This is a genomic window from endosymbiont 'TC1' of Trimyema compressum, assembly GCF_001584725.1.
In the GTDB taxonomy this organism is placed as follows: Bacteria; Bacillota; TC1; order TC1; family TC1; genus TC1.
On record NZ_CP014606.1, the window covers coordinates 1,233,320 to 1,250,134 of the forward strand.

The 16,815-nt window shown below is 33.5% G+C and carries 26 protein-coding genes and 1 pseudogene; 7 read left to right on the forward strand and 20 right to left on the reverse strand.

Annotated elements, in window-relative coordinates; translation table 11 throughout:
* Positions 1-30 precede the first annotated feature (30 nt).
* Positions 31-324 carry a Dabb family protein gene (locus AZF37_RS07720; protein ID WP_088370280.1) on the forward strand — a complete coding sequence of 98 codons (294 nt, stop codon included), beginning with the start codon at positions 31-33 and terminating at the stop codon, positions 322-324.
* A 64-nt stretch (positions 325-388) separates the two neighbouring features.
* Here the strand turns inward: AZF37_RS07720 and AZF37_RS07725 are convergent, their stop codons facing one another.
* From AZF37_RS07725 to AZF37_RS07780, 13 genes are all read right to left on the reverse strand, one after another.
* A complete protein-coding gene (locus tag AZF37_RS07725) occupies positions 389-1,378 on the reverse strand; it encodes a BMP family protein (protein ID WP_088370281.1) in 990 nt (329 codons plus the stop codon).
* Positions 1,379-1,404: 26 nt separating this feature from the next.
* Entirely contained in the window at positions 1,405-1,782 is a 378-nt protein-coding gene (locus AZF37_RS07730; RefSeq protein WP_088370282.1) for a hypothetical protein, read from the reverse strand.
* 216 nt (positions 1,783-1,998) lie between these two features.
* A complete protein-coding gene (locus AZF37_RS07735; protein WP_088370283.1) occupies positions 1,999-2,208 on the reverse strand; it encodes a hypothetical protein in 210 nt (69 codons plus the stop codon).
* A 7-nt stretch (positions 2,209-2,215) separates the two neighbouring features.
* Complete coding sequence (locus AZF37_RS12500) at positions 2,216-2,344, reverse strand: hypothetical protein (RefSeq protein WP_281178856.1); 129 nt, start codon at positions 2,342-2,344, stop codon at positions 2,216-2,218.
* Between the two features lie 9 nt (positions 2,345-2,353).
* Complete coding sequence (locus AZF37_RS07740) at positions 2,354-2,653, reverse strand: ABC transporter permease (protein WP_172793100.1); 300 nt, start codon at positions 2,651-2,653, stop codon at positions 2,354-2,356.
* Positions 2,616-3,479, reverse strand: coding sequence for an ABC transporter permease (locus tag AZF37_RS07745; protein WP_088370285.1), 864 nt, complete (start codon positions 3,477-3,479; stop codon positions 2,616-2,618). Before AZF37_RS07745 ends, AZF37_RS07740 begins: the two co-directional genes overlap by 38 nt.
* Positions 3,480-3,488: 9 nt before the next feature.
* Complete coding sequence (locus tag AZF37_RS07750; RefSeq protein WP_162474004.1) at positions 3,489-4,061, reverse strand: ATP-binding cassette domain-containing protein; 573 nt, start codon at positions 4,059-4,061, stop codon at positions 3,489-3,491.
* Positions 4,027-4,545 (reverse strand): ATP-binding cassette domain-containing protein, encoded by a 519-nt coding sequence (locus AZF37_RS07755; RefSeq protein WP_172793101.1) that lies wholly within the window; start codon positions 4,543-4,545, stop codon positions 4,027-4,029. Before AZF37_RS07755 ends, AZF37_RS07750 begins: the two co-directional genes overlap by 35 nt.
* A gap of 71 nt (positions 4,546-4,616) precedes the next feature.
* Complete coding sequence (locus AZF37_RS07760; protein WP_088370288.1) at positions 4,617-5,009, reverse strand: ATP-binding cassette domain-containing protein; 393 nt, start codon at positions 5,007-5,009, stop codon at positions 4,617-4,619.
* A 20-nt stretch (positions 5,010-5,029) separates the two neighbouring features.
* Positions 5,030-5,488, reverse strand: coding sequence for an adenine deaminase C-terminal domain-containing protein (locus AZF37_RS07765; RefSeq protein ID WP_088370289.1), 459 nt, complete (start codon positions 5,486-5,488; stop codon positions 5,030-5,032).
* 6 nt (positions 5,489-5,494) lie between these two features.
* Positions 5,495-5,950 (reverse strand): amidohydrolase family protein, encoded by a 456-nt coding sequence (locus tag AZF37_RS07770; RefSeq protein ID WP_088370290.1) that lies wholly within the window; start codon positions 5,948-5,950, stop codon positions 5,495-5,497.
* 48 nt (positions 5,951-5,998) lie between these two features.
* A complete protein-coding gene (locus tag AZF37_RS07775) occupies positions 5,999-6,451 on the reverse strand; it encodes an amidohydrolase family protein (protein WP_088370291.1) in 453 nt (150 codons plus the stop codon).
* A gap of 96 nt (positions 6,452-6,547) precedes the next feature.
* Entirely contained in the window at positions 6,548-6,754 is a 207-nt protein-coding gene (locus AZF37_RS07780; RefSeq protein WP_088370292.1) for a hypothetical protein, read from the reverse strand.
* A 384-nt stretch (positions 6,755-7,138) separates the two neighbouring features.
* Here AZF37_RS07780 and AZF37_RS07785 point away from each other — a divergent pair, with 384 nt between their 5' ends.
* Both AZF37_RS07785 and AZF37_RS12505 read left to right on the forward strand, forming a co-directional pair.
* Positions 7,139-7,657, forward strand: a complete 519-nt coding sequence (locus AZF37_RS07785; RefSeq protein WP_088370293.1) for a hypothetical protein — start codon at positions 7,139-7,141, stop codon at positions 7,655-7,657.
* A 58-nt stretch (positions 7,658-7,715) separates the two neighbouring features.
* Positions 7,716-7,850 carry a hypothetical protein gene (locus tag AZF37_RS12505; protein WP_281178857.1) on the forward strand — a complete coding sequence of 45 codons (135 nt, stop codon included), beginning with the start codon at positions 7,716-7,718 and terminating at the stop codon, positions 7,848-7,850.
* A 9-nt stretch (positions 7,851-7,859) separates the two neighbouring features.
* Here AZF37_RS12505 and AZF37_RS13435 read toward each other — a convergent pair whose 3' ends face one another.
* The 7 genes and pseudogenes from AZF37_RS13435 to asnB all read right to left on the reverse strand — a co-directional run bounded on the left by AZF37_RS13435 (position 7,860) and on the right by asnB (position 13,067).
* The gene (locus AZF37_RS13435) at positions 7,860-8,060 is read right to left on the reverse strand and encodes a GyrI-like domain-containing protein (RefSeq protein ID WP_088370294.1); all 201 of its coding nucleotides are present in this window, start codon (positions 8,058-8,060) and stop codon (positions 7,860-7,862) included.
* Positions 8,057-8,341 (reverse strand): hypothetical protein, encoded by a 285-nt coding sequence (locus AZF37_RS07795; protein WP_088370295.1) that lies wholly within the window; start codon positions 8,339-8,341, stop codon positions 8,057-8,059. Before AZF37_RS07795 ends, AZF37_RS13435 begins: the two co-directional genes overlap by 4 nt.
* Positions 8,334-8,897: a GyrI-like domain-containing protein gene (locus AZF37_RS07800; RefSeq protein WP_281178963.1), complete on the reverse strand. Its 564-nt coding sequence runs from the start codon at positions 8,895-8,897 to the stop codon at positions 8,334-8,336. Before AZF37_RS07800 ends, AZF37_RS07795 begins: the two co-directional genes overlap by 8 nt.
* 277 nt (positions 8,898-9,174) lie before the next feature.
* Positions 9,175-9,672 (reverse strand): annotated as a pseudogene (locus AZF37_RS13440) (M15 family metallopeptidase).
* A 204-nt stretch (positions 9,673-9,876) separates the two neighbouring features.
* Entirely contained in the window at positions 9,877-10,620 is a 744-nt protein-coding gene (locus tag AZF37_RS07815) for an alpha/beta hydrolase (protein ID WP_088370298.1), read from the reverse strand.
* A 101-nt stretch (positions 10,621-10,721) separates the two neighbouring features.
* Positions 10,722-10,961, reverse strand: a complete 240-nt coding sequence (locus AZF37_RS07820) for a hypothetical protein (RefSeq protein ID WP_162474006.1) — start codon at positions 10,959-10,961, stop codon at positions 10,722-10,724.
* Positions 10,962-11,234: 273 nt separating this feature from the next.
* Positions 11,235-13,067, reverse strand: a complete 1,833-nt coding sequence (asnB, locus tag AZF37_RS07825) for an asparagine synthase (glutamine-hydrolyzing) (RefSeq protein ID WP_088370300.1) — start codon at positions 13,065-13,067, stop codon at positions 11,235-11,237.
* 144 nt (positions 13,068-13,211) lie between these two features.
* Between asnB and scfA the strand changes: the two genes are divergently transcribed.
* The 4 genes from scfA to AZF37_RS07845 are packed head-to-tail and all read left to right on the forward strand — an operon-like array spanning position 13,212 to position 16,815.
* A complete protein-coding gene (gene scfA / locus AZF37_RS07830) occupies positions 13,212-13,358 on the forward strand; it encodes a six-cysteine ranthipeptide SCIFF (protein ID WP_088370301.1) in 147 nt (48 codons plus the stop codon).
* 50 nt (positions 13,359-13,408) lie between these two features.
* Complete coding sequence (scfB, locus tag AZF37_RS07835) at positions 13,409-14,818, forward strand: thioether cross-link-forming SCIFF peptide maturase (RefSeq protein ID WP_162474007.1); 1,410 nt, start codon at positions 13,409-13,411, stop codon at positions 14,816-14,818.
* Positions 14,811-15,728, forward strand: a complete 918-nt coding sequence (gene trxB, locus AZF37_RS07840; protein ID WP_088370303.1) for a thioredoxin-disulfide reductase — start codon at positions 14,811-14,813, stop codon at positions 15,726-15,728. The genes scfB and trxB overlap by 8 nt, the downstream gene beginning before the upstream one ends.
* 19 nt (positions 15,729-15,747) lie before the next feature.
* The gene (locus tag AZF37_RS07845) at positions 15,748-16,815 is read left to right on the forward strand and encodes a S1C family serine protease (protein WP_088370304.1); all 1,068 of its coding nucleotides are present in this window, start codon (positions 15,748-15,750) and stop codon (positions 16,813-16,815) included.

Consider the following 16,815-nt stretch of genomic DNA (forward strand, 5'->3'; position numbering starts at 1 on the left):
AATATAAAGGAATAAAAGGAGGCAATATTAATGATTAAACACATCGTTCTTTTTAAATTCAAAGAAGGTGTTGATAAAGCAAAAGAAAAAGAGGTATTAAAAGAAAAATTAAAAGCTCTGCCAAGCCTGATATCTACTATCCGTTCTATTGAAATTGGAGACAACATTATGGATTCACCTAGAAGCTGGGATCTTTCCCTAATTACTTTATTTGATTCTTTTGAAGGTCTTAATTTCTATAGCCCACATCCAGAACACTTAAAGGTAATTGACTATTTAAATGAATACTGTGAAACAGTATCTGTAGTTGACTACGAAATATAAAGCAAAAACGAGAAGCAACTAGCTTATAACTAGTTGCTATTTATAAAAAAGTGGTTAAGTAGTTCTAAAAAGTGATTTTTCCTTCCTTTAGTTCAACAACCTTCTCTTCTATCTTGCTTTTCTGTTCAAGGGTCAATAAATTCTCATTATAGGAGCTAACTTTATACAACCCTGTTTTATAATTATCAATGATTTTTAAATCCGGACCAAATTTGTCATCTACATAGGCTGTAATAGTATCTAAAATATTAAATTTCATATCAGACATATCAGAAATAACTGCTTGTTCTGGCGCTATTTTCACCTGACTCTCACTGGTTACAACAATAGGAATCTTTTTTTCAGAAGCTGCTTCAATTACTCCAATGCCGGACCCCTGAGCATATTGAAAGACACAGTCTACTCCTTTATCAAAAATAGCCAAAGCAGTTTCCTTTCCTTTAGCAGCATCATCAAAACTCCCAGTATAGGCAACGACTATATCAGCATTTTGATTGCCATCTTTTACGCCTTTAACAAAGCCATTTTCAGTACGTTTCATAGCATAACCTTCATTGGAGGCAACATAACCCACCTTATTTACGTTAGTAATTAAACCTAAAGCATAGCCTGCAATATAACCTTGTTCTTCATTTTGAACACCTATGCCAATTAAATTATCATCATGAACATCACTATTTGTTACTGCAAAGCCAACATCAGGAAATTCAGGTGCTACAGTTGCAATTGCATCTTCAAAATCATTACCATGACAGATAATTAAATTGTATCCTCTGCTTGCATAGTCTCTAATCGTAGATTCTTGTTCAGCAAGAGGTACAGATTCTGTATAAGCACTTTCAATATCAAATTCTTTTTCAGCATCCATTAAGCCATTGTAGGCTGGCTGACTCCACCCAGCATCATTGATATTGCCTGGTAATAAAAGAGCTACCTTAACTTTTCCCCCACTGCTATCGTCTTTACCCCCACTTGTATTACTACAGCCAATAACGCCAATTACAATAAGGACTAAAACTACTAACAAAGTAAATAGACATTTAATCTTTCTCATATTATTCGCCGTATACCTTTCTTTTTTTATTCTTTGAAATAAGGTTTTGCCAATGCTGATGGTCGAGCTGATGCACTCCCTCTTACAATAAGCGCTACAATTAAAGCAAAAATCATTGGAAATACTAGTAATAGATTGGAAGAAATTGGTATTCCAAAAGCCTGCATACGCATCTGCAAAGCATTGCGCCTGCTCCAAATATTAAAACCCCCTCCTAAAGTTGTTCCTAGAGGTGTCCATTGACCTAAGATTACACAGGCAACAGCCATATACCCTCGTCCTCCAGACATATTATCAACAAAGCAATTCATAAAGGAAAGTGAGATAATAGCTCCTGCTACAGATGCCATCATAGAAGATAATATACACATACCATACTTCCAGCCAATAACATTAATGCCCAATTGTATCTGCAGCTTTTGGGACTTCTCCAATAGCCCTTATTTTTAAACCCCATGAAGTTTTATATATAACAAAAACAACGCCAATCATTATAAAAGCTATATATACTAAGGGACTATTATTAAATAAAATAGAGCCAATAAAAGGAATATCTCCTAAAATAGGTATTTTACAGGTCCAACACCGGCAATAGATAAAGGCGCCTCCATTACCCCCCCCTAAATCATCCGACTCATCAAAGCAGTTAAGCCAACTGCTAAAATATTAATTCCTGTTCCTGTTACAGCTTGGTTGGCTCTAATAGAAACAACAGCGCCACCATAAACCAAACCAACAAAAGCACCAATAACAGCTGCAAAAACAACACCTAGCCAACCATTTCCTGTTATAAAACTTCCTAGAACAGCGAAGAAAGAGCCAAATAGCATAGTACCTTCAATACCTAGATAAAAATACCTGCTTTTCTAAAAGAACTTCTCCCAAGGCAGCTAAAATAATTGGGCTAGCCATGCGGATTACTGCATAAAAGAACTCTTCTGTGAAAATCGATAAAATAAATTCCATAGTTCCCTCCTATTTCTGTACAGATATTTTTCGTACTGCCAAGTATCTTGGTAATTTCATTAGTATAGGGCTAATAGCAACAAAAATAATAATAACTCCACTTAGCACCATACTAAAACTTACAGGTAAATTAGCGGCATTAACCATACCTCCTCTTCCGGCTTTTAAAGCACCAAATAGGATACCTGCTAAAACAACACCGTAGGGACTTCGTTGCCCTAATAATGCAACAGCAAGTGCTTCATGGCCGTAATTAAACAAAAAGGCTTCTCTAAGGCGGGTGCTGACTGCCCATAATCTCCCCCCCACATTGGCACCACCCATTCCCGCTAAGCCACCCGCTATTAAAACCAGTAGTATTTGGCATGGTAACTACATTCATGCCGGAGTGACGTGCTAAAATTGGATTACCTCCTAAAATCCGATTATTTAAGCCAACGGGGGTTCTAAATAAGACAAAATGTGCAATAATAGCTAATACTAATGCAATTGCAATTCCCAAATGGAGTCTTGAGCCACTTAAAATTAAAGGTAAATGGGCTGAAGTTACAATTTGAGCAGATTGAGGTGCAAATCCATTAGCTTCTTTAAGTGGTCCCTGGACAAGAGCTCTTAAAACACCAATGGCTATATCATTTAACAAAATAGCTGTAATAATAATGTTGGTATTATGTTTTGCATTAAAATATCCTGGAATAAAAGCCCAGAAAACGCCACCTAAAAAGCCGGGGCCAATAAACAAAGGGGAACATGAATTGCTGGGTGGTATTCCTTGAAAATTAACTGCCACTACAGTTGCAAAAATACCTCCAAAAATAATTTGACCTTCTGCTCCAAGATTCATAATATTTGCCCTTGCAGCAATTGCAATTCCCAGTCCAGTCATAATTAAAGGAATAGCTCTATTCAAACTATTACCAATGTTGTTTAGATTTCCAAAAGCACTTTCAAATAGAGAGGAATAAGCTAAAACAATAGAACCACCTTGAATTTTTATAATAATGCTAACAACGAGTAAAGAAAAAATTACAGTTATAACTGGTACTAATATATTAAATATTTTCTGAAACTTTCTGACAAGATCATCAAGCTGATCATAATTGACTGTTGTCTTTTCCTTATTAAAAGATTCCATAACAACCTCCTATTCATGGATTGCTTTTGTACCAAGCATCATTGTCCCAATTTCAGGAATGCTAGCTATATTCCCTTCAACCTCGCCCATTATTTCCCCTTGATGCATAACTAAAATCCTATCACTTAAAGAAATTAGTTCTTCTAATTCTGTTGAAACTAAAAGAATTCCTTTTTGCTTTTTTCGTTCTTCCATTATTTTGTGATGAATAAATTCAATAGCACCAATATCAAGACCATGAGTAGGATGACAGGCAATTAATAATTCATGCTGTCTTTCAACTTCTCTCGCAATTACGACTTTTTGCTGATTGCCTCCACTCATATTACCTACTTGGGTTTCTGGGCTTTTAGCCTTAATCATATAATTCTCAATAACTGTCTTTACTTTTTCCTTAATAACTTTAAAATTCAAGACACCTCTTTTAGAATAGGGTTCTTTCCATTCCTCTTTAAGAATAAAATTATCACTAACTGAAAAATCTAAAGCCAGTCCTTCAACCTGTCTTTGAAATGGAATATTGGAGATACCTTTCTCTAATATATTTTTAGGAGTCAAATGATCGAGAGATTCTCCTGCCATAATAATAATCCCCTATCTTCTTTTTGTTAAGTCCCATAATAGCTTCAATTAACTCTAGTTGCCCATTCCCATCAACTCCTGCAATACCAAAGACTTCGCCAGCACCAACTGTAAAACTAACATCATTTACAGCAACAATGCCCATATCATTTTCCACTGTAAGATGGCTAACACTTAAAATGTCTTTACCTATATTTTGAGGCACTTTATTCATTTCAAGGGATACTTCTCTACCTACCATTAATCTAGCTACTTCTTCTTCATCTAAATTTTCCACAGGAAAAGTTCCAATAAATGCTGCATCTCTTAAAATACTAATACGATTACATATTTCAACTACTTCTCTCATTTTATGAGTAATAAAAATAACTGTATTATCTTTTTCAACCCACGTTTTAAGTACCATAAAAAGTTCATCTACTTCTGTTGGTGTCAAAACAGCTGTTGGTTCATCCATGATTAATGTTGTCGCGCCTTTATACAAGGCTTTAATAATTTCAACTTTCTGTTGATCTCCAACACAGAGATTTTGTACTTTCTCATCTAATGGAATTATTAAACCTGTGTTTTTTGAAGAGCCTCTATTTCCTTTCTTGCAACTTTAAAATCTAGAAAAGGCTCTCTTTTAAGTTTTGTCCCTAAAATAATATTTTCAATAACTGTAAATTTGGGAATTAGCATAAAATGTTGATGAACCATGCCAATTCCAAGTTCTATAGCCTCTTGAGGAGAATTAATTTCAATAGATTGCCCATCCATTAAAATCTCTTCTTCATCCTTTTTTAAAAGACCATAAAGAATATTCATCAGAGTGCTTTTACCAGCACCATTTTCTCCCAATAGAGCGTGGATTTCTCCTTTTGCAAAACCAATAATTGTTATATGATTACAGGCAGTTACACTAGGAAACCGCTTTACAATATTCTGCATTTGTATAAAGTCGCCCATATTATAGTCCTCCTTTGTTACTACTCCTTCATAAAACCAAATCTATGAAGAAAAATGAACATACTCAATAATTTATTTATAATAGGTTCGCCTTCATTTTTATAACCTAGCTTTTCAGCTACTTCATCAATGCGTATTGACTCCTTTTCAAAATCATCAGCACTTGCATTAGACATCATACCGTAAATTTCAAGCGTAAGAACTGCCTCCTCTAGCCCTACTTTCATTACAACGCAGGCTCCTGAATAATTGTCAACGGACTTTAATGCGCCTAATATTTCTTCACAGTTTTCACCAATGCCAATCAGATATGAAACAGGTGCAGGAAATGATGTAGCAATAGCACCTTCATCAATATGAATTCCAATCATATAACCATTAACAATATGGCGTTTCTTATTATGCTTATAACGTTGCACAATAGAAATACGGTTAAGTGACTTTCCTTCATATTCCTCTAAAATGACACCATCTTTTATAGGTAATCAGATTTCTTGATAAAATTTCAAGTGACCTCTGCCAAAAATATCAAATAAGTAAACTTTCACCTTAGTGCCATCTGCTGATATTTCTAAAATATTATCTGAGAGGTCCTCAGCCTTCAAGTCATCTAAACCCATTACACTTTTTTCCACCATATTAGAATAGTCTATCTGAACCTGCCTAAGAATTTTCCGGTTTTTAACCACTAATTCTCCCTTTTGAAAGACGTACTTTGGTTTAATTTTACTGAGACTATCTGTCAAAACAATATCAACATAGTGACCTGGTGCAATTACACCCAATTTATCTTCCGTTCTAAAATGTCTTGCTGTATAGTACGTAGATATTTTAATTGCCTTAATAGGTGCAATTCCCATAGTAACTGCTTTTGTAATAAAAAAGTCCATATGCCCCTTTGTTTTCATATGATTAAAAGATAAATTATCTGAGCAAAACATAAAATTATCCAACGGATATTTTTTATTTACAATTGCAGTTAAAAGATTTTAAACTTTACCTACTCCAAATTTAATTTGAGTAGCAAAACCATAACGTAAACTTTTAGCTATATCATCACTGTTCCAAACATCATGATTATTATTAGCACCAATAGCTGGTATTATGTTTAAATCATTGTCAGACAATGTAGTCAAACCCCAGTGTCCATTGACAAGACCTCCAGCTACTTTAGCGCAAGCCATAGCTTCCATGCTTTCGGCATTTTCAGAACTATACGTAAAGTGGTCAAACTCTCCAAGGCCTATAACAGGTTCTTCATTCAGCAGTGCCTTTGTAGTCTCTAACTCAACTTTCTTGGCTGGAGCAAAAGCAAAAATTCGATAGGGAAGATTCTGGTAATTTTTAAAAAGTCCTTTTGCAGCTTCAACGCCTTTATCTTTAGCTGAGCCAATAAAATCTAGAAATTCCACAAAACATGTAGTTGTTCCGCAAGGAACCATAACCTCACCTAAGGCAACGGGATTAACTAACTGAGATTCAAAATGAAAATGCGCATCAATTAAACCAGGAATGGCATAAAGATTTTCACCATCAAATTAATCTTTTACTTTAACAATTGCCTTATCAGGGTTAATGGCTACAATTTCGCCATCATTAATTAAAATTGAACCTTCATAAACAGTTTCACCTAAAATATCTAAAATTCTTAGATTATTAATTAATAAGTCTGCTTCTTTTCTACCTCGAATAACCTTAAATTGATTCTTGATTTTTTCCAATTGTTTATCTTCCGGACTTGTCATAACATCCTCCTTTTTCATAAAAACATTTTCGTTTAAATTACTACTGATACCCTCAATAGAAGGTCTGTTAGTTTTTAACGAGTTTGACAGTTCAGATTCTCGGCTTTATTTGATTATAAAATTGTTTAGAATTACTGTAGATTTTTACGAGTTTTACAGAAAAGATTTTCGTTATTTAGATTTGGATTTTGAATTGAAGGAATTAAGAAAGTATCCCTGTATTTAACTGCATTAAAACATATTACTTTATGATTGTCAACACAATTTCTGAAACTTTGTTTCTTTTAATTATTTTTAAGGAAACAAATGCCAACTTAACTGCCAAAACATCTACACTATGCTATAATAAAGCAAATTAACAATAATATTAATGAAGGAGCAACTATGGATAAATTAGAAAAAAGAGGTTATTTAGACAAAGATTATCTCCCTCATTCCTTATCGACAACTGCGTTACTAAAGTCATTAGAATCAGCAAAACCTCAAGCACGAACAGCTGCAGCTTATTTGCTAAGTGAAAGACAAGATATTGATGAAGCTTCGTTAGCAAAACCCTTACTTAAAACCTTGCAATTTGAAAAAGCCCTTTATACGAAAATCGAGCTTTGCAGAACTCTAGAAAAAGGCTCCTCAGCAACCATAAATGAAATATTACCTTATTTAGGCATCATAGGAAACAATCAACATCACAGCCTTCCAGCAAGAGTATCAAAAAAGCAAAGTTATCCCTTGCCTCGAGATATTATTGCTAGAACAATAGGACATATGAAACCAGAAAATATTTCAACACTATTTAAAGGCTTAAAAAACCTGCCACTTGAACAAACACGTGAACTAATTGATGCTATTGGCTTTCTCTGTTTTTATAACCAAATAATTAATGAAGAAAATTGTGTTAAGTAATTAATTAATCACTACTATATCCATATTAATGATGCCATAACACGTTGGAAAATTACCCTTGCTCTATCTAGTTTTTACACTGCCACAGCAAAAACAACTAGAAATAATTATTGAGACTGATAATGAACCTCTCATTATTAATGAGGCAAGACGTTCCATAACCATACAGAATACACGAAGAGAAAAAGAGTAACTCGATGGGTTACTCTTTTATATAGACTACAACCTTTGTTAATAGCTCAGACGAGGACACTTCCAGTGCTGAATTCAAATAATACTCATACGTAATATCAGCTGAAGTTAATCCTTTTTTAGCCATGCATTCAGCTATTTTATTATAAGTATTCATCAGCTTTCCATAAGGCCCCTTATGAATAGCTACAACAGCTTTTCCTTCAATTATTCCCCCATTTTAATCAGCTTATCTTCTACTATATCGTAAGATATTAACCACCCTAGATGCACATTTAAAGCATTTTTATCAAAGCCAAAATAGGCAGCAAAAGGTCCGCCAATAGGTTTAATATCTTGCTCTTGGAGATAATTAGAAATTTCTATAAATGTTTTGTCCAAAAGCTTAGGTAATGCTTTCATTGTAGTAATAGTCTTAATATAAGCGGTTCTCTTAGGAATTTGTTCCTCTAATTTGATATCCGCAAATAACCCCCCCTCATATTTATTCACTATCTTTAACTTGATAGCGTAATGCTGTTCTTAATTTTTCTGGAGCTATTCTTCTAGAATCTGAAAGATAAATTTCCTTATGAACATTATTCACTCTCTCAAGACCATTAGCTTCACAATAACTATCCATAATATCAAAGGTTTCATATTCTTTATTATATGGCCCAATATGCATCATTTGAACACAATGTCCTTCCGTAATTGTTTCAATTTTTAAGCGTTTAATCATTTCTGAATCAACCTTTTTAGTAATCATTTTAAGAATTTTTTGAAACAACTCAGCACTGAGGAAATCAGGCTGTCTAATCATCATTCTATAAACAAACTTATCTTTATTCAGTCCTTCTCTTATATTGCCACCATCCTCAGAATGCCAAAATCCTTCTAAAGGAAATATACTATAATCAAAGTATCCCTCTGGAACAATACCTTTTTTAGGTAGCATTTTCAAAGTATAAGAAAAAGCATGCAATGTTCCTATTACATCTGTGTAAGCAGGATTGCTGGGACTCCCTTGACCATCAATAACTGCGTATTTCATCTCATCTAAATGAATTTCCTCTGGTTTTTCTTTGGTAAATAAATAGCTTTATCATTTTTCTTCCATTCATATTTCATAACTTTACCTCCTCAAATTCCTCTATATTACTATAGTAAAGTATACCGCACTGTTAGAGTCAATGTAATTTTAAAGTTATAATAGATTTATAAAAAAGGCAATTATAATTTCTCATTACAATAAAATAAAAAACAGTCTCTAAGCGAATACTTTTAGGTTGTTTTATAATTTATTGCTTCAAATACTCTTCTAATATTAACTGATTTTTTGTTATTTAAGTTGCATCATCCACACCCACATATCTAAAATGCCAAGGCTCAAAAATCACACCTGTAATATCTTCTTTGCCTTTAGGATAGCGCAATATAAAACCATATTTATAGCTATTATCTTTTAACCATTTAGCTGCATCAGTATCTGCAAGACCATCATCTAAAACCTGATAACTTGGTGTCACAATATCCAGTGCCAATCCCATATTATGTTCACTGGTGCCAGGGTAAGCCACCGCTTTCTTGGCTTCCTAAATAGCTTCTTCTTTCGAAAGTCCTTCTTCTTTATGGCCACTTACTTGATCATTAAATAACGCAGTCTGTTTTTCAATAGATCGGCAAGCTGAACAAATAAGTAATGATACACCATCTTTTATTCCATCGTTTAGCATTTTATCTAATTCAGAAACAATCCGTTCATCTACTAAATAGCCACTGCTATGAGTTGCAAGTGTCGGTGCATAATTATTTGGTAAGGGATTATCCTGATTAACCAGCATTAAATTCCACTCAGATTTTCTAGTGACTTGAGCCTCCTGCTGAAGAGCTTAAGTAAATTCTTGCTTTTCAGCAGAATTGCCTTTAACTAAATTAAATACTAAAAACCCAATGCCTGCGATTAATACGATAAGCAATATAATAAAAAAGGGTTTTTACTCTTCCTTCTTTTACTAGTTACATATATAGCCATAATAGTCTTCCTTTCATTTAAAATAAACGTCTAAAGTCTTTTTCAATGCCTCATTAAAAAAGTGCAGATTATGTTCACCAGCCCACTCTTCATAAGTAAAATCAAAGTCAAACTTCTCTATCTGGTCTTTAAAGCGACTATTATCTTTATAGTATACAACATCCTCTGTTCCACAGCTCATATATATTCTAGGCTTACACTTAGCTTCATTTATCTTCTTTGCTAGCTCTAAAATTTCATATTCAGGTTTCCATTCTAATCGCGGCCCAAAAATACTTTTAAAGTCATTATTGATTTGTTCTCCAAACCCCTCAATAACCTGACTTTCGTTTTCTCTCTGAAATATCAATCCCTCTTTTAAAAATAATCCAGCTGCAGAAATAGCACCACAAAAACCATAATTTTCCGGTTTTGTCAGAGCTATTTTCAAGGCCCCATACGCTCCCCATAGAAGCGCCAATAATCCCTGTATCTTCTCTTTTTGAAGATATATTAAATACCTGTGTTTACAGACTTCAGGTAACTCATCAGCCACATAAGAAAAGAATTTTTGTCCATAAACCATATCGGTATAAAAACTTCTACTTACGGCAGGCATAACAAATATAGACTGGTAATCTAAAGCATATAGTGGTAATAATGTATAATCTGCCCAATTATTGTGATTGCCTTTTAAACCATGTAGCAGATATGTAATTTGATAAGGTTTATCTCGATGGAGTCCGTCTGGAATAAAAACTGCAATACTCGTATCCATTTCTAAGAACTCAGAAAAAATTGCCTTTTAAAATCATCTTCATTCTCTCCTTTACACGTTGCACATAAAAATATAGAGCTGGAATACACCAGCTCTATAAATTAGCTTTTTAATTGCTCAATAATAAATGCCTCAATTGACAAACCATCAATTTTTGGCGTTGCATCATCTCCATAAGGGTTTACTTGTAACTTAAAAAAATTAATATACAATTGCCATTTTTCCTTATAAATTGTTTCGAAAATACCAGGAATAAAAATAATCTCTAAATTCTCTTTTACATAAGGTAAAAATTGATCAGGATTAAGTTGCTTAATTGGCGCCAACATCATGTTAGTCAATGAAAGGTCTTCTAACATCCACATGTTATTATTCCAAAATCGACCTTCATCCTTTGTTTTTTAGAAAGAATTTCTCTGTTTGTAATGGCACTCAATACCTTGCGAATAGATTCCTCATTAAAGAACTCTGAAAAAAGCACCTTCATTTCTTTTCGGGCGCCAATTTCAGTCAAATATGTATCACTGACTTTTTCTTTCTATGACGTGCTTTGCCATAAAAATAGCATCATCTCTAAAACTTCAGCATTAATTTTAATGTTCATGATTTTCTCCTTACTTTTCTCTTACAAAAAAAACATCATACCAAACTAAGAAAATATATATTGTCCAAATTTTTCTGCTGTAATCTTCTTTGCCATTATAGTGATCATCTAAAAGCTGGCTAAGTTTTTCTTCCTTAAATAAAGTTTTTGCAATAGGGCTATTAAATGCTTCCTTTACTTTATTATAGTAAGTATCCTGAGTTAACCAAACTCGAGTCGGAACGGGAAAGCCAAGTTTTTTTTTATCAGCAACTACTTTAGGCAGAGAACGTCTCGCCGCCAAACGTAAAGCATATTTGGTATTTTTAGAATTAACTTTATATTGTAATGGCAAAGTTCTAGCAACTTTATAAATCTCTTTATCGAGAAAAGGTACTCTAACCTCTAGAGAATGAGCCATGCTCATCTTATCCGCTTTTAAAAGAATATCTCCAATTAACCAGGTATTAATATCAACAAATTGCATTTTAGTTGTATAATTATAGTTTTTGGCAAAATCATAAAAAGGCTTGGTTACTTCTTTTGTCGATGGTGCATTGGTTTTAACTTTTAAAATATTTTTTCGATCTTCATTTGAGAAAATATTAGCATTTCCAATAAAACGATCTTCAACTTCCATACTCCCTCTAATTAAAAATGAACGGCCTTTCATTTTAGGCAATCTCCGAGCAAGCTTGCCAAATCCAGATCTCAAGCTTTTAGGAAGCTTTTGGTAGGCACTTAAACTAATAGGCTCCTTATAAATTGTGTAACCGCCAAAAAGTTCATCAGCTCCTTCTCCAGAAAGAGCAACTTTAACATCTTCACTAGCAATTTGACTCACAAAATAGAGCGCAATTGCTGAAGGGTCTGCCAAAGGTTCATCCATATGATACTGAACTTTAGGCAATACATTCCAGTATTCTTCATCAGAAATCAACTTATTCTTATTCCGAATACCCACTTGCGCTGATAATTCCTTTGCATATTCAATTTCGCTATAGTTATCATAGTTAAAACCAACTGTAAATGTTTTGTCCCCTTTAAAAGTAGCTGCAATATAACTTGAATCTATACCACTAGATAAAAATGAACCTACTTCTACATCACTTACTTTATGGGCTTCAACTGAACCTTTAAAAGTCTCTTCAATTGTATCTACAAAAGACCCTAATGACTCCCCTAGATTTTCGTCAAAGGAAGGTTGAAAATAACGCTTTACCTCAAGATTTCCATTTTCATAATAACCATAATGACCTGGCGTTAATTTATAAATACCCTTAAAAAAAGTTTCAGGTAAACTTGAGTATTGAAAACTCAAATAACTCTCAAGAGCATCTAGATTAAGCTCTTTTTCAAAATCAGGATGATCTAGGAAACTCTTAATTTCTGAGCCAAAAAAGAATGTATCTTTAATTTTTCCATAGTATAATGGTTTAATACCAAAATAATCCCTAACCATAAACAAAGTCTTTTTTTCTGTATCCCAAATTGAAAAAGAAAACATGCCCCTTAATTGACTAATCATTTCTTTTCCATATTCTTCATACATATGTACTACAACTTCAGAATCAGCGTGGGTGTAAAAAACATGTCCCTTTTTAAGCAATTCTTCTTTTAGCACTTGATAATTGTATATTTCGCCATTAAAAACAAGTATTAATTTTTTATCCTCATTATAAATAGGTTGCATCCCATCTTCTAAGCCAATAATACTTAAACGACGAAAGCCCATAGCAATTGAGCTATCTGCATAAGCACCTTTACTGTCAGGTCCTCTATGTATAATTCTATCCATCATTTTTTTTATAATGGGTTCTTTATGTTCAATTGTATCATTAATAAATCCAACGTAACCGCACAAAATGCATTTCCTCCTTTTTTCAACCAATTTTATTATATCAAAACAACAGAGTAAATACACATAAAATCACTATAAATATGGTTTTTCTTTCAACTTTTATGCTATAATTTAATATATGAAAAAAAGTTACTGGAGGGACTAAAAGTGAGAAAAAAACACATTATCGCCTTAGCAACACCTGGCTTACAGGAAACAAAAGAAACTGGTGGTTGTGGCAACTGTCAATCAGCATGCCAATCTGCTTGTAAAACTTCTTGTACTGTTGCAAACCAACTATGTATTCATGAATAAGAATAACCAAAAAGGTCCTTATTAAAGGACCTTTTTCCATGGAGGCACTCGTGATTAATAAAGATATAAAAATAATTGAATTTGAAAAAAATAAACAATACATTATACTCGACGTAAACAGTGGTAGCATTCACTTATTTGATGCTGTTGCTAAAAATGCTCTAGAAAAATATATTGGGGGCAAAGCCTCTTCTATTATAGAAGATGATGAAAAAGAAGCCCTTTCAACCATTTTAGAATTGGAGAAAAAAGGGCTTCTTTTTACTACAGACACTAAAAAACTACCAAAAAAAGTTAATCAAAGCTTAAAATCTATTTGTCTAAATGTTGCTCATACTTGCAATCTAGCCTGTCCTTACTGTTTTGCAGCTGGTGGTAATTATAAAGGAAATGAAGGTCTCATGTCTGCTGACATTGGCAAAAAAGCTATTGACTACCTATTAGAAAACAGTTCAAATAGACCAATTGTGGAAGTTGATTTTTTTGGCGGAGAACCCTTACTCAACTTTTCCTTAATTAAATACCTTATGCCCTATGGCAATAAAAAAGCAAAAGAATTAGGTAAAACTATTAAATGGTCTATGACAACTAATGGTGTTCTCTTAAATAATCAAATTCAAGATTTCCTAATTGAAAATAATGTGGGTACTGTTTTAAGTATTGATGGTCGTAAAGAAGTTCATAATAGACATCGCTATTTTAAAAATAAAAAGGGCAGTTATGATATTGTGCTTAAAAACTATCTTTCTTTTAAGAATAAAACAGAAGACTATGTTGTTAGAGGAACTTATACAGGCTATAATAAGGATTTTTACAATGATGTTAAAACCCTTAAAGAATTAGGCTTCAAACATATTTCAATGGAACCTGTTATTACTGATGGTGAAACACCATGGGATTTAAAAGAAAGTGACTTGTCCCTTTTAGAAGATAGTTATGAAAGACTTAAAACACTATTCCTAGAATGGTATAATAAAGAAAACCCAGTTGATTTCTTCCATTTTAACATTGACTTAAAGGGAGGCCCTTGCCTCTACAAAAGAATAACAGCTTGCGGTGCTGGCTTTGAATATATTGCTATTACACCAGAAGGTGATATTTTTCCTTGTCATCAACTCATAAAAGATAACAAATATAAAATGGGAAGTCTTGTAGATAATACCTTTAATCAAAACATTAAAGATACTTTTCAAAAAAGTACTATTTATAGTAAAGAATCCTGCTCCTCATGTTGGGCTAGATTCTACTGTAGTGGTGGTTGCCATGCTAATAACTTCCACTTTTCAAATAATCTTCAAATACCCTACCAATTAGGATGTGATTTAGAAAAAATTCGTTTGGAAAAAGCCTTATGGGCTCAAGTTTATATGCTACTTAATCCAAAGGAGAAAATAAAAGGTAATGACAAAATTACCCAAGAAAAAATAAAAGAATATGTAAAGGAGCAAACACATGCGTGATTTAATTATTGTTGGTGCTGGGCCATCAGGTTTAACAGCAGCCCTCTATGCCCTTAGAAGTGGAAATAAAGTTACACTAATAGAACAAGGCGCTCCAGGTGGACAACTGTTAAAAACTGAAAAAATTGACAACTACCCTGGTTTCGCAAATGGCATATTGGGTATGGAATTGGCTACCAATATGTTTCAACAAATCAGTAGCTATAGCAACTTAGAACTAGAAACACAAACCGTTATTTCCATAAAAAAAGAAACTGATAAAGTGGTAGTTGCAACAGGCAATGGCAACGCTATTGAAGGCCACTCCTTAGTATTAGCCATGGGCGGGAATCCTAGACTTCTCGATATTCCAGGAGAAGTAGAATATACAGGAAAAGGCGTTTCATATTGCGCAATTTGCGATGGTTTCTTTTTTAAAGATAAAATAACAACAGTAATTGGTGGTGGTGATACTGCTTTTGAAGATGCCCTCTATCTGGCTAAAATTTCAAAAGAAGTTCACTTAATTCACAGACGAGATACATTTAGAGCTTCTAAAATATTAACTGAACAACTTAAAAATCATAACAATATTCAACTTCATTTAAACTATACGCCAAAAGCAATACTAGGTGATACAAAAGTAGAAAAAATTGAAATTGAAAGCACATCCGGAGAAAGTAACAAAACAATAGAAACCAACGGTGTTTTTGTCGCAATTGGTCAAAAAATGAATACTGATTTTTTAAATAATCAAATTCCTTTAAATAAAGATGGCAGAATAATTGTTAATCACAAGATGGCTACAGAAATCCAAGGCATATTCGCTTGTGGTGATATTATTGCAAAGTCTCTATATCAAGTATCAACAGCTGTAGGAGATGGCGCTGTCGCAGGACAAGAAGCCGTCTATTATATAGAAAACAAATAAAATACAAGGAAGTTTTTAAATGAAAAATGCACTAAAGTTGCTTTTAGCAGGTATTATTGGTGGTTTGATTTCATTGCTTGCCTACCAAGGTATCTTAACAATAATGAATCAAGAAACATCTACACAAAACAAAAATACAGAAACAGTTCATGAGGTAAAAGTAGGAGAGAATGTTTCTATTCCAGATGTAGTTGCAAACACATCCTCTACTGTTGTACAAATTGTTAATACCAGTCAATCAGGTGGCAATTTAAGTTCAGCTTCAATTGGTTCCGGCGTTATTATCGACAACACAAATGGTTATGTAGTTACAAACTATCATGTTATTGAAGGCAATGGGGATTTAGTCGTCAATTTATCTGATGGTAGAACCACAAAGGCAACAAGGTTAGGTGGCGACCCTGACTCAGATATTGCCGTTATTCAACTAGAAGACAAAAGCAATTTGAAAGCAATAAAACTTGGAGATTCCCCGAAACTTAAAGTTGGACAAACTGCCATTGCAATTGGTTCTCCGTTAGGCATAGAGCTCGCCAATACCGTTACAGTTGGTGTTGTTAGTGCTTTAGATAGAGAAATCTCTGTTGATACAAGTAATGGAAAAACTATTTTAACTGTATTACAAACTGATGCAGCTATTAATCCAGGTAATAGTGGTGGTGCCCTTATAAATTCCTCTGGTGAATTAATTGCCATCAACAGCGTTAAAATTGCTGCCTCTGGCGTTGAAGGCATAGGCTTCGCAATTCCTGTCAATACTGTAAAAGTTATTGCTGACGAAATCATTAAAACAGGCAATGTTTCTCGTCCTCAACTAGGCATTGCGCAAATGGTGGAAATCGGCGACGCAATGGCAAAATACTATAATACTTCAAAAGGTATCCTTGTTGGAGAAGTACTAAATAATTCAGCAGCTGCTAAAGCTGGTATTCAAAAAGGAGATATTATTACTAAAATAGGTGATAAAGAAATTACTACTTTTGAGCAGCTAAAACAAGCAATTTATTCTCATAAAAGTGGCGATAAAGTTAAAATTACACTCTATAGAAATGGTCAAACTACTGAAGTAGAAGTAACACTTAGTTAA

Excerpts from the sequence above, each read along its gene's own strand:
- AZF37_RS07815 (WP_088370298.1), bottom strand. The coding sequence starts at position 10,620 with ATGGATACGAGTATTGCAGTTTTTATTCCAGACGGACTCCATCGAGAT.
- AZF37_RS07780 (WP_088370292.1), bottom strand. The coding sequence starts at position 6,754 with ATGACAAGTCCGGAAGATAAACAATTGGAAAAAATCAAGAATCAATTT.
- AZF37_RS07770 (WP_088370290.1), bottom strand. The coding sequence starts at position 5,950 with ATGTTTTGCTCAGATAATTTATCTTTTAATCATATGAAAACAAAGGGG.
- AZF37_RS07760 (WP_088370288.1), bottom strand. The coding sequence starts at position 5,009 with ATGGGCGACTTTATACAAATGCAGAATATTGTAAAGCGGTTTCCTAGT.
- AZF37_RS07720 (WP_088370280.1), top strand. The coding sequence starts at position 31 with ATGATTAAACACATCGTTCTTTTTAAATTCAAAGAAGGTGTTGATAAA.
- trxB (WP_088370303.1), top strand. The coding sequence starts at position 14,811 with ATGCGTGATTTAATTATTGTTGGTGCTGGGCCATCAGGTTTAACAGCA.
- AZF37_RS12500 (WP_281178856.1), bottom strand. The coding sequence starts at position 2,344 with ATGGAATTTATTTTATCGATTTTCACAGAAGAGTTCTTTTATGCAGTA.
- AZF37_RS07725 (WP_088370281.1), bottom strand. The coding sequence starts at position 1,378 with ATGAGAAAGATTAAATGTCTATTTACTTTGTTAGTAGTTTTAGTCCTT.
- AZF37_RS07745 (WP_088370285.1), bottom strand. The coding sequence starts at position 3,479 with ATGGAATCTTTTAATAAGGAAAAGACAACAGTCAATTATGATCAGCTT.
- AZF37_RS07845 (WP_088370304.1), top strand. The coding sequence starts at position 15,748 with ATGAAAAATGCACTAAAGTTGCTTTTAGCAGGTATTATTGGTGGTTTG.
- AZF37_RS07775 (WP_088370291.1), bottom strand. The coding sequence starts at position 6,451 with ATGGTTCCTTGCGGAACAACTACATGTTTTGTGGAATTTCTAGATTTT.
- AZF37_RS07735 (WP_088370283.1), bottom strand. The coding sequence starts at position 2,208 with ATGCTATTTGGCTCTTTCTTCGCTGTTCTAGGAAGTTTTATAACAGGA.
- AZF37_RS07785 (WP_088370293.1), top strand. The coding sequence starts at position 7,139 with ATGGATAAATTAGAAAAAAGAGGTTATTTAGACAAAGATTATCTCCCT.
- AZF37_RS07750 (WP_162474004.1), bottom strand. The coding sequence starts at position 4,061 with ATGGCAGGAGAATCTCTCGATCATTTGACTCCTAAAAATATATTAGAG.